The organism is Pedobacter zeae, from assembly GCF_014196715.1.
Classification (GTDB): domain Bacteria; phylum Bacteroidota; class Bacteroidia; order Sphingobacteriales; family Sphingobacteriaceae; genus Pedobacter; species Pedobacter zeae.
Genome location: NZ_JACIEF010000003.1, coordinates 1036328 through 1049649 on the forward strand (window position 1 = coordinate 1036328; position 13322 = coordinate 1049649).

Annotated in this window: 7 protein-coding genes; all 7 read left to right on the top strand. The window is 36.6% G+C overall.

What is annotated here, in order from left to right:
- Positions 1-37: 37 nt before the first annotated feature.
- The 7 genes from GGQ60_RS17475 to GGQ60_RS17505 all read left to right on the top strand — a co-directional run bounded on the left by GGQ60_RS17475 (position 38) and on the right by GGQ60_RS17505 (position 13112).
- Entirely contained in the window at positions 38-697 is a 660-nt protein-coding gene (locus tag GGQ60_RS17475) for a hypothetical protein (protein ID WP_183766759.1), read from the top strand.
- Positions 698-1259: 562 nt separating this feature from the next.
- Complete coding sequence (locus GGQ60_RS17480; protein WP_183766761.1) at positions 1260-4301, top strand: SusC/RagA family TonB-linked outer membrane protein; 3042 nt, start codon at positions 1260-1262, stop codon at positions 4299-4301.
- Between the two features lie 14 nt (positions 4302-4315).
- Positions 4316-5779 (top strand): RagB/SusD family nutrient uptake outer membrane protein, encoded by a 1464-nt coding sequence (locus GGQ60_RS17485; RefSeq protein WP_183766763.1) that lies wholly within the window; start codon positions 4316-4318, stop codon positions 5777-5779.
- A 10-nt stretch (positions 5780-5789) separates the two neighbouring features.
- Positions 5790-6236, top strand: a complete 447-nt coding sequence (locus tag GGQ60_RS17490) for a hypothetical protein (RefSeq protein ID WP_183766765.1) — start codon at positions 5790-5792, stop codon at positions 6234-6236.
- Between the two features lie 55 nt (positions 6237-6291).
- Positions 6292-6963: a hypothetical protein gene (locus tag GGQ60_RS17495; RefSeq protein ID WP_183766767.1), complete on the top strand. Its 672-nt coding sequence runs from the start codon at positions 6292-6294 to the stop codon at positions 6961-6963.
- Between the two features lie 1539 nt (positions 6964-8502).
- A complete protein-coding gene (locus tag GGQ60_RS17500; protein WP_183766770.1) occupies positions 8503-11649 on the top strand; it encodes a SusC/RagA family TonB-linked outer membrane protein in 3147 nt (1048 codons plus the stop codon).
- Between the two features lie 11 nt (positions 11650-11660).
- On the top strand, positions 11661-13112 hold the full coding sequence (locus tag GGQ60_RS17505) for a RagB/SusD family nutrient uptake outer membrane protein (RefSeq protein ID WP_183766771.1): 1452 nt from the start codon (positions 11661-11663) through the stop codon (positions 13110-13112).
- The last annotated feature ends 210 nt before the right edge of the window (positions 13113-13322 follow it).

Here is a 13322-nt window from a genome sequence, read left to right on the forward strand (position 1 = left end):
AAGATTAATTTCGATAGAGCATCATTAAAAATTTATCATGAAAAAAACATTCTTTTTATTAATTGGGACTCTAGGTTTTTTAACATCTGAAGCCCAGATCAATCAAAATGTAGCTATAGGTTCAGATCGTAATATTATCAGATCAAAACGCACAGATGCTGATTTTGAAGGCTCACCTTATTTATTCAGTGATTGGCAAAAAGCGGTGGTTCAATTTGGAGCTGGTATAGAGCCCTCATCGAGTGAAGTGAAGTATGATTTGCTGGCTGATTTACTGGTATTGAAGGGTAAAGATGGCGAGGAGTATGAATTTAAAGATCAGCCCAAAGAATTTTTGTTAACCTCATCAAAAGAACTATATAAAAATGGGTTTGCACCCGTTGATCAATTTACGGGTAAGACTTTTTATCAAGTTTTATATGATGGTAAAGTTAAATTTCTGAAAAAAGCAACAAAAACAGTCATTGAAAGTAAAGGTTATAATAGCGCAACGATAACTAGAAAAATAGCAGATGACACTCAATACTATATTGTTAAAGCAGACAATAAACCAATTAAAGTTAAATATAACGAAAAATCAATTATAGGTGTTTTGGGTAAAAATGATGAGTTGGTTAAATATATAAAAGAAAATAAGCTGAATGTAAAGTCTATAGATGGATTAGTTAAACTGTTAAACTATTATGATACACTCTAATGTATTTTCCTAATAAACTTTAAACAGATAGAAGCACTGGAGGTTTTAATAATAATTTATCTGACAAAAGCGGTATCATATATGTGTATGATGCCGCTTTTTTGCATACGGCTGTATCTATTGGAACCATAATCTCACTTAACGGAGCCCTTTATAGGGTTAGCTTTAATAATAAGTTTAGTTACATGCGTTTTTTCCTTCTCCAAAAATAAATAGACCAAATATTTCGAGCTTGATTAACTTTTGCTGTTCGGAAAAAGTTAAATAATTATAATTGAATAAATAGGATTATTGGGATTTGAAAGGGTATTAAAATTTTGGCATGGTTTTTTTATTTTAAGTGAGCTTTTTTTAAAGGCATCCCGCTTAATTTTGGATAAAAACTGTCCAAAATATTCCACATATTGGTAATAATTTGCGAGTTTGTATTCTTAAAAAGACATATTTATTGTCACGTTAAAGTCATTATGGATTTTTGGTCTGTTAAAATTTGTTAAATTGTTATTTTACTATTTTATATTTAGCCAATCAAATAACTATTTCATTTACTAACTTAAATTTCATGAAAAAACTTCTACAAAGTTTGTTCGTGTTGATGTTTGTGTCGTTTACGGCATTTTCTCAACAACGGACTATTACTGGTACAGTAACAAACAAAGGAGATGGACTACCTCTTCCGGGTGTTAGTGTAAAAATTGTTGGGGCACAGATTGCTACAACGACTGGAGCAGATGGCCAATATACTATCAAGGTAGCGACAGGAACGAAAGCATTATTATTTTCTTCTATTGGATATGCGGCAAAGACTGTAACTATCGGTGCATCTAATACTTTAAATGTAGTATTAGAAGACGATTCTAAACTATTAGAAGAGGTTGTAGTAACCGGTTTTGGTTTAAGACAGGCTAAAAAGGATATAACGGGTTCTACCACAACAATTTCTGGTAAGGATATTGAAAATATGCCTGTTCAAAGTGTTGATAGAGCAATGCAGGGAAGATTGGCTGGTGTCCAGGTAACTTCTACCAGCGGTATTCCCGGCGCAGCAATAAATGTTCGTATACGTGGAATTGGCTCAATCAATGCAGGTAACAGTCCGTTGTATGTTGTTGATGGGGTTCAGGTAAATTCTGGGGATTTTACAAGTTCTACAACAAGCGCGAATGCACTTAGTGCTTTAAACCCAGATGATATTGAATCTTTAACCGTATTAAAAGATGCATCTGCGGCAGCCATTTATGGTGCCTCAGGCGCAAATGGTGTTGTAATTATTACCACTAAAAGAGGTAAGGCCGGGAAAACTCAAATCAACTTGAGTTCCTATATTGGATACAATGATTTTATATCTAAACCTAAACTTTTAACTTCACCTCAATGGATTCAATTGTCGTTAGAGGCATATGCAAACCGTTATGGCTCAACATCCACCCAATATACCAATTTTTACAATACTTATGTGGCACCTTTTGGATCTATTGATAATGTGCCAACTTACGATTGGTTGGATGCAGTTTCACAAAAAGGCCGTACTCAAAATTACGATGCGAGTGCAAGAGGTGGTAACGAAAAAACTCAATTTTATTTAGGTGGAAATTATAGCACACAAAAAGGGCAGGTAATTGGCACCGACTTTTCTAGGGGAAATATCAAAGTTAATTTGGATCATAAAGCAACAGACAGATTAGATTTTTCTACTTCGATGAATGTGAGTACCATTACCCAAAATACAACATCAGGTGGTGGCGCATTTGCTAATATTAGCAGAACAGCACAATTACAATCTCCAAACAATCCAATCTACAATCCAGATGGTAGTTACAATACTAATTTACCAGGTGCTTATGATAGTTATAACGTAGTTCAGATTGCATCAATTAACCTACAAAAAGCAACTACTAATCAATTTACTGGAAGTGGCTTCGCTAAATACAAAATCTTTAATGATTTAAACTTCAGGTCGAGTTATGGTGTAGATTATCTTGAGATTGTTGAAAATACCTTTAGCGATCCTCGTTTTGGTGATGGAAGATCTGTAAATGGATCGGCATCTGCCGGAAATACCCGGAATACCAATTTTCAAACTGATCAAACATTGAATTATACCAAGACCTTTGGAGGTGCACACAATTTAAATGTAATTGTCGGTTTTAACTACCGTAGTGAGGTTCGTACCTACTCATTAGCTGCATCGCAAGGTTTCCCTTCTTATCAGTTTACACAGGTTTCATCCGGAAGTACACCAACAACTACCTCTGGTACTTATACCACCTTCAGAACAGCTGGCTATTTTGCAAAGGCCGATTACAATTACAAGAGTAAATATTATCTTTCTGGAACTGTAAGATATGATGGTTCATCTAGATTTGGTAATGAGCAGACATTTGGATGGTTCCCTGCTGGTGCTGTTTCTTATCGGATCTCTCAGGAAGATTTCATGAAAAATGTAAGCTTCATTTCGGATTTGAAATTAAGGGCAAGTTATGGTACAACGGGTAACCAGGCTATTGGAAACTTTGATTCAAGAGCACTTTATGCAAAATCAGGAGATTATGTAACTTCTGGTACAGGATCTACATTAGGTTCTGGCTTAGCACCATCAAATTTGGCAAATCCATTATTAGCTTGGGAGCGTGCAACTACTTTTGATGCTGCTATAGAATTTAACTTATTTAAAGATCGAGTAAGTGGTACAATCGGATATTATAACAGGATAAATTCAAATTTATTGTTGGATCAGCCACTTCCTTTAACCTCTGGCTTTAGTTCTATCAGACAAAATGTTGGTAAAATGCGCAATAGAGGTTTCGAGTTTGAATTATCTACTTTGAACATTAAAACCAATAACTTCTCATGGAGAACTGATGCAAATATTGCATTGAACAGAAATAAAATTATTGCATTATTAGATGGACAAACTTTATTAGGTGGAAACTTTGGTATTGCGGTTGGCCGTCCTATTAATTCTATTTACACATATACTTCGGCAGGTGTTAACCCTGCAGATGGCAGGGCGATGTGGTACGATGGAAATGGAAATATTACCTACACTCAAAATCCTTCAACAGATAGAAGCTATATTGGTGATTTAAACCCTAAATATACTGGTGGTTTAACTAATACGATCAATTACAAAGGTATTTCGTTAAGTGCCTTCTTTCAATTTAGTTATGGTAATTTGGTGTTAAACCAAGATAAGTTCTTCTTTGAGCGTTCTGGTTCAACAGTTGATAGAAATCAATACGCCAGCAACTTAGATCGTTGGACAACACCGGGTCAATTTACTGGAATTCCTAAACCTTATTTTGGAGGAACAGTATTGAATATTGGAGGTATTAACCATTCGTCATCATATGCCACATCAGATCGTTTCTACGAAGATGGATCATATATTCGCTTAAAAACCATTAGTTTAGGTTATGATTTACCAAAGAGCTGGTTATCATCTGTAAAGCTTCGTTCAGTTAGGGTATATGCACAAGGCCTAAACCTTTGGACAATTACCAAATATCAAGGCGTTGATCCTGAGTTTGTAAATGCAAGTGGTGATTTTGGTCAATACCCTCAGTTTAAAAATTACACTGTTGGTATAAATGTTGGATTATAATAATAAGAATGGTAATGAAAAATAGATATATAATATTGATGATGGCCACTGCTTTAATGGCTATTTCATCTTGCAAAAAAACACTCCAAACTGAACCTCGAAACTCTATTTCATCTTCAGTTGCACTACAAGAAGCTGCTGGTGTTGAAGGTTTAGTTAACAGTTTATACGAATCTTTACAAGCCACAGGTTATTACGGCCGTAATTATATTGTTGTTCCCGAATTGTTATCAGACAATATGCGCATTGTAAATACCAATTCTAACCGTTTTGTTTCGGAATCTAATAATGCAATTGCTGCAACGGTAGATTTATGGGCTTCTAATTATAGCATTATTAACCGTGCAAATGGTGTAATCAAATATTCCGAACTGGTTAACGGTTTAACTCCTTTGAGAAAGAAGCAACTTCAAGGCGAAGCTTATTTTATCCGTGCTTTAGCTTACTTCGATTTGGTAAAAAGTTATGGTTATAATCCGCAACAAATTGTTTCTGGCAGAAATTTAGGTGTCCCAATTACACTCGATTTTGTAGAAAATTATCCTGCTGATATTAAATATCCTTCAAGAAATACAGTAACCGAGGTTTACGCCCAAATTAAAAACGACCTTAACTCGGCTATTGGATTGTTAGATAATACATTTGCCCCAAAAAGAGTTAGTTTGGCAGCAGCAAATGCTTTAAGAGCCCGTGTTGCCTTATTTAATGGTGACTGGGCTGATGCCGCCACTTTTGCCAATGCGGCCATTAATTCTGGAGTAGGTACCTTTGTAGATCCTGCTACTGCAATTACACCAGCGCTTAAATCTGCTGCTTATGCAACGATTTTTACTTCGCCGAGCTCTCCTGAATCAATATTCGAATTGAATTTTGAGGTAACAGAAAGTGCTGGATCTGATGGATTAAGCTCTATTTACACTAGAAGCAGCGTAGGTTTACCTCCTTCTATTGCAGGAGCTGGTTATGGTGATGCAGCCCCTCAGGCAAACCTAGTAGCTGCTTATGAAACAGGTGATGTGCGTAAAGATTTATTGTTCCCAATTACAAAAGGCTCTGAAGCAATTCTTTGGAACCAAAAATACCCTGCAGCAAAAGGTCCGCAGTACGATAACATTAAACTCATAAGGGTAAGTGAAATGTATTTAACAAGGGCAGAAGCTAACTTTAGAAATGGCTCTGCAATTGGCGCTACACCTCAGGCAGATTTAGATAAGATTAGATTGAGAGCCGGTTTAATTTCTACACCAGTAACTTTAGATGCAATCCTTAAAGAAAGAAGGATTGAACTAGCATATGAAGGCTTTAGGTATTGGGATTTGTTGAGAACCGGTTCATCGATCAATAAATCTACTACTACTTTACCTGCTAACGCAACTCCTAATTCAACAATTCCATATACTGATTTTAGGCTGTTGGCTAGAATTCCACTAACTGAAGTTCAAAATAACCCTAATATTGTACAAAACTTCGGATATTAATATGACAATTATGAAAACAAAAATATATTTATTGTTACTAACATTAATCAGCATCTCTTCTATTTCTTGTATGAAGAACAGGGATAATATTTATACTGGTCCGGATGTAGTTGAATTTGTGCCTTTGACAGCCTCAGTTAAAAAAGGAACCACAGCAGCACCTGGTACCGCAGTAGCAACGGTACAATTAGTTGGACATCAGAAATCTGTTGATACTGAGATTACATACGAGGTAGCTGCAACAAGCACAGGCACACTTGGTACGCATTTCAGCTTAAGCGGTACAACAGGCAAGGTAATTATTCCCGCAAATAGTAGTGCTGCTACTATTACCGTTACTGCTATTCCAGCAAATATTGCTACAGGTACAAGAACTGTTGTTCTTAACTTAGTAGGTAATAGTTCGATCGCTCCTAGTGCAAACTATAAAACTTATACACTTACCATTACTCAATAAGTAAATATTTGGGAGGGATTAATCATCCCTCTCAAAATTTTTAATCTAAATTTGCATGAAAAATAAATTAGCGTTCCTTTTTCTTATCTCTCTTCCTCTAGCATTTTGTGAACAAATAAAAGCACAAATTGTACAGGATATTGCTGGTAGGCCGCTAATCCCAAATAAATATGCTGAAATAAAGGGCGATATTTATTTCAATGAAAATTGGTCAAAGGGATATGTTATATCTGCAGATGGTAAAAAAAATAATACTTATTTTCTAAAGTATGATGAGATTGAAGATGTGCCAGTTTATTTGTCAAAGGAAGAGGCTTATACTTTTGTTGATCGTATTATAGAATTTAGTTTAATAGATGATAGTGGAATAGCAGTAATATTTAGGAATGGATTTAAGCCAAGTTCCAAAACCACTGAACAATCATATTTTCAGGTCATATACGATGGAGATATTAAGTTGTTAAAAAAAAATATCAAGAACATTATAGAGGATCGTGAATACAATAGTGCCACAACAGTAAAAAAAATTACAACAAGCCCTCTTTATTTTCTGATAGATTATTCACAAAACATTATCCAAATTAAGCGGGATACAAAATCGATCTTAGGGGTATTAGGCAAGAATGAGGCTGTAAGCAATTATATGAAGGAGAACAAACTCGATCTAAAAAAAGATCCAGATTTAATTAAATTACTTACTTTTTATTCAACAATTATAAAAAAATAATAGTTAGCCTTGATCGAATAGTCCCCTATTTCCTTTTATAACTATTTTTTAAAATAAGATGAATTATTAGGTTATTCTTATTTTTTTTATTCTTCCTACTAATTATTATCTTATTCTTCATTAATCTGAGGTAAGTCTGATAATCTTTCAAACCTGTCTGACAGATATTCATGTTCAGCGCACAGTTCCTCAGATCGAGATATTTATTAGAGTAGATTAGCGAGAGCTAACCAAAAAGTACAAATAATATGTTTTTTGTTGTAAATATGATAACTAGCGTATTATTTACAATAAAATGCCATGCCTTAAATAAATCATAGAACTTTCCTACAAGTTGAAAATTCCACAAAGAATAATACCAGAACTTGAAAAAAGCTAATTCGGGCCATTGCTTCTTAACGAGACCATAAATTCGGATTATGCAAGAAACGATTACCCTTATGGTCATCTTCCATTATGGATAATTCAGGTACCTGATGAAATCGATGTGCCTAGCCTTACCGGAAGAACACGTTTCCGGGACTGACACTTTATAAAAGGTTTATGGAACATTAACTCAGATCTATTCTACTATTTATGTTATTTGTCAAGATGGCTGTTTTGGAAAGCGTCAGGGATTAAAGTTCAGAACACATCCGAATCGGGTATTCAATGACAATGCTTAACGTCGGCAATACCCCCCATTTGCTGGTTTATAAAATCAAACTACATCTTTATAAAATCAAACTACATCTGATCATCAAAGACCAAGGTTAGATGCTTTTCTTTTAGGTAACAAAGGGAATTAACAATTGAGCCCGGAAGTAGTTTACTGAGATGACCAAAAGCTAACGCTCGTTGCTTAATCGGCTCACGTTATTAAATGTGAATTTTTTTCAAAATAGTAAAGATTACTTTTTCGTAAATGATCGGCTAAAGAATAGGTTGTTTAATGTTTTTTGCCTATCAGTTCTAAGCCGCCTTGCCAAAGGATGAATTTTTCATTTTCTTTTAATGGCTGTAGGTTTTCTAATCCTGTTTTAATGTAATTGTATCATTTTTATCAAAAAAACATTAAATAGTCTATCTTATTTTTAATCAGCTTGTTGCTTTAGTGGCTTTCTGGTGGGTTTTGCCGTGTATTTAAGTAAATATTGCGTGATCTTATCGAAAATCGTTGTCCTTTTTATTTGTGAAATTTACATCTAAGTGCTATATTGTATTTTGTAACCTTAACTAGACTAACTTTTATGAAAAAACATGCAAAATTTCTGTGCATCATGTGTTGCCGCAACCAGAGCAGTAATTAAGATCAGATAACCATACGCGATTAATTTGGCTGTGTATTAAAAATAACTCCACGATTAAATATTTTAAAACGACCGCCGTAAAAGAACCACAAAGCTGCAGTTTTAAATTTAATCTGGTTGATACAATAATGCTAATGCTCATCATCTGGATTTAATAGAAAGGAATAAAAATATTATTTATTGTAAAATTTGCATTACAAAAAGCTAAATCATATATTGGATCACTATTAACTAAACTAAACTATTTTTTATGAAAAAACTTCTACAAAGTTTGTTCATATTGCTATTTATTGCTTCCTCAGCAATAGCGCAAGATCGAACAATCACAGGAACGGTTACGGCTAGTGAAGATGGATTGCCTCTTCCGGGTGTAAGTGTTAAAGTCAAAGGTGCAACCGGTGGAACCACAACGGGTGCAGATGGTAAGTATTCTCTCAGGGTTGGTAGTCAGGCAACTGCTTTGGAATTTTCCTATATTGGTTTTTTAAGCCAAACCAAATCTATTGGCGGTAGTAATGTGGTTAACATCCAGCTGAAAAGCGATTCTAAAACACTATCTGATGTTGTGGTAACGGGTTATACTACACAGTCAAAAAAGGATGTTACCGGATCAATAGCCAGTATAAGCGGGGAAAAACTTAAAAACGTGCCTGTACAAAGTTTTGAGCAGGCGCTTGCAGGTAAAGCGGCAGGTGTAAACATCATTCAGCCAAACGGGGTATTAAATAACCCGCCTGTTTTCAGGGTACGTGGTTTTAACTCCATCTCTTTAAGTTCATACCCACTTATTATTGTTGATGGTATTCCGGTATTCACTGGCGATCAATCTGCAAACAGTGCTGCTGGTAATGCCTTAGGTGATATTAATCCATCCGATATTGAATCGATTGACATCCTTAAAGATGCAGCATCGTCAGCAATCTATGGATCAAGAGCGGCCAATGGTGTAGTTGTGATCACGACTAAAAAAGGAAAGCAAGGGGTTACCAAAATCAACTATGAAGGTTGGATCGGTTCTACAAAAGCACAGAACCTTACCCCTCTATTGAATGCCGCAGAATATGTGCAAATCAAAAATGAAGCAAGAACGAATATTGGTCTGGCTCCTGCATTTTTTCTGCAAACCAGATCTGATGGCTCACAGGTTGAAACCAACTGGTATGATTATGCCTACCGCACAGCAACTTCTCAAAACCATGCCCTCAATTTTTCGGGTGCCAACGAGAAAACTTCTTACTATGTGTCAATCGGTTATTCCAATCAGGAAGGTTTTATTCAGGGTAACTCTTTTGAAAGAAAAAATGGACGTGTGAACCTCGATCACAAGCTGTTTAAAAATGTAACCATCGGAACAAATTTTTCTTACAGTAATACTTTAAACCGTGCGCCTAACACAGGTTCTCTACCTGGCCAAACTTTCTCTACGGTAGGTTTGGGTCGTTTAGCCATTGTATTGCCTCCCAATGTGGCTGCTTATAACGAAGACGGATCGTACAATATGAATGGTTCGGCTGTGGGTTTAGGCGCCAATACTATTGCATCCAACTATCCAAATGCAGCTGTGCTGGTGAACGAAGACAGGAATACTTCAGAAAGCGATCGTTTAATTGCCAATGCCTATGCCTCCATTCAAATTGTTAAAGGGTTAACATTTAAAACAACTTATGGAATTGATAACCTTAAAATTGATAATAACTCTTTTGTGAACCGACTTCAGGGCGATGGAGTATCTTACAATGGTGGTGCAACAAGCAATTATGTTAAAAACAGCAGGTGGAACTGGTCTAATACTTTAAACTATTCAAATACCTTCGGCGATCATTCGTTGGGTGCATTAATCGGTGCTGAGGATCAGTATACCAAATCGGATGGATATGGTGCTACCCGCCAAAATGTAATCGATCCTTTTATCAAAGTATATCAGGGTGCTTTTGGTATTATTACTCCTGCAGGCCTGGTTCAGGGCAATAATGCTTTCCGTTCATACTTTGGAAGTTTAAACTATGATTATAAAAAACGTTATTATTTAAGCGGTTCATTCCGTCGTGATGGTTATTCAGGTTTATCATCAGGCAATAAGTATGGTAATTTTGGAGGTGCATCTGCAGGTTGGGCAATATCTGAAGAGAATTTTTATAAGAACTCAGGAATTAGTAAAGTGTTAACAAGGGTTAAAATTCGCGGAAGCTATGGCGAGGTAGGAAATATCAATATTGGTAACTATCCATCTCTATTCTTATATAGCCCAGGCTTATATGGTGGCGATGCAGCTTTGAGCTTTTCACAAGCAGGTAATCCAGATCTGCAGTGGGAAACGAGTAAAAAGGCCGATGTGGGTATTAACTTAGAGTTTTTAGGTGGACGGTTCTCTCTGGATGTGGATTATTACCACAATAATATCGATAACCTGGTTCAAAATGCACCTCAGGCACCGTCGAAAGGTGTTCCTGGAAATGCCATAACAACCAATATCGGTAAAATGTACAATAAGGGTTTTGAATTTACCTTAAATTCGAGAAATATCGACAAAGAAAACTTCTCATGGTCAACAATCTTTACCTTCAGTACGCTTAAAAACGAAGTAACTGCGTTAGGAAATAACAATGCTGATGTTTTTGGTGCCACTTCTTTAGAAACCGCAAATATTACGCGTGTAGGTTATCCGATCGGTTCAATTTATACCGTACAAACTGCCGGGGTTGATCCGGCAACCGGAGAAAGAATTTTTATTAACCGCTTCGGGGAAAAATTAAGATTTAGCTTCCAACGTGCCACTGCCGCCCGTTATCAATATCTCGAAGGGCCAAACGCCGGAGCCAATGCTCCTGCAATAGATGCCTCTTTGGATGCGGTGATAAATGGTCCGTCTATTCCAAAATGGTTTGGAGGTTTAGATAACAATTTCCGTTATAAGGATTTTGACTTAACAATTGGACTTACATTTTCAGGAGGTAACAAGTTATATTATGGTTCGCTGGCTGGATTACGCGATCAACGTTTTTGGAATAATGAAAAAGATGTGCTGAACAGATGGACAACACCTGGCCAGGTAACAGATATTCCAAGGTTAGTTTACGGCGATAACACTTCAAACGGATCAGCATTCGCACAATCACAAAATGTTTTCTCCGGAAACTTCTTAAAAGTTAGAAATCTTGCTTTAGGCTATACACTTCCAAAAAACCTGTTGAGCAAATATGGCGTTTCGAACATCAGGGTATATGCACAATCGAGTAACCTATGGATTATATCTAATTATCCGGGTCCCGATCCGGAGGTATCTGTAAATGGTAACTCTACTGCCACAGGAAACAGTGGGAACCTTGCGCCAGGAGTTGACAGAAATTCAGTTCCTTCAGGCAGAACATTTACTTTCGGTATTAATGTTGGATTTTAAAACTATTGATCATGAAAATCAAATTAAACGATAAATTAAAATACCTTTTTATTGCAGCGCCAATTGTATTTGCGACGTCGTGCAAAAAGGATTTCTTAAATACTGCTCCCGATACTGCATTGCCAATAGAAGACGCTTTTTCTTCCCCGGCAAGGATCTTATCTCAGGTAAACGGAGTATATGCAGGAATAAAAAGCGGGCAATTTTATGGCGGACGCTATTTAATCTACAATGATATTCGCGGAGAGGATTTTATTGTAAATAAACCCAATGGAGTTACAGGGCTTGATACCTGGAGATTTAACGTAACTTCGGGTACCAATGAGGTGGTAAATTTATGGGGGGCAATTTATGCGGCCATCAACAGGGCCAACCTGGTAATTGAAGGGGTTAATGCCAATGCTTCAATATTAACTCCTGCCATTGCAAAACAGTATATTGCTGAGGCTAAGTTTTCCCGTGCATTGTGTTATTACAGCTTACTTCAGCTTTATGCCAAACCTTATATTACCGATAATGGAGCAAGTTTGGGCGTACCACTCAGGTTAAAGGGAGAGAAAGATTTGCTGGGAAATGATTTAAAAAGAAGCACTGTTGCTGAGGTGTATACACAGATTCTAAAAGACCTGAACGAGGCAGAGCCTGACCTGGCTTCAGCTATTGCTGTTACTCATGCATCGCGCAATACGGCTATTGCGCTTAAAACAAGGGTTTACCTCTCTATGGGTAATCTTGCATCAGTAGTAACTGAGGCCAATAAAATTGTAAGTGCAACTGCTCCATTTGTTGCTCCATCAGGTAATGCAAATAAACTCGAAGCCAATATTGCTACCGTATTTGCGGGAAGTTATGTTGGAAGCGAAGCGTTGCTGTCCTTACCTATGGCTGATTTGGATGCACCTGGCACACAAAATCAGCTCGCTTATTATTACAACATTGAATCGGCAGGTGGCAACCAGGAGTTTTTCCTTAATCCAACAGGAATTTTAGCTAATGCAGTATTCGCTTCGGGCTCAACTGATGCCAGAAAAGGGCTTACCGCTGTTGTGGGAACAAATACCTGGCTTACAAAATTTAAAAAACCATCACCATATACCGATTATATCCCTGTAATCAGATATGCAGAGGTATTATTAAATCTGGCAGAGGCTACCGTAGTTTCCGATCCGGCACGATCTATAGCCTTATTAACTGCGGTTAGGCAAAGATCAAATCCGGGATATATATTTCCGGCAACAGATTTACTGCCTGCTAACTTAAAAAATACCATCCTAACTGAAAGAAGGATTGAGTTACTCGGTGAAGGCTTCAGATCTCCTGATGTAATGAGGTTAGGTGCAGGTTTTGTGGCCAAAAGTGGTACTCAAGGCAGCGCCCCGGCCATTCCATTTAATACAGCAGGCTATATCTGGCCTATTTCTGCAAACGAAGTACAGAATAATAAATTGATCGTTCAGAATTAATTTTGAATTTATAATGAAAAAGTCCCGGTGAAAATCGGGACTTTTTCATTAGTCTTTTTCTGAACGGCTTCTTTATCCACAACTTTTCCGGGCTGATAAAATTTAGTCCGAAATGAACAAGAACAGTGACATTCCTGGTAGAAGTTATTTATAAATCTACTGGAATGATTCATTTTTGCTTGCGAATGATTCGATTATATTTCCGAAAAA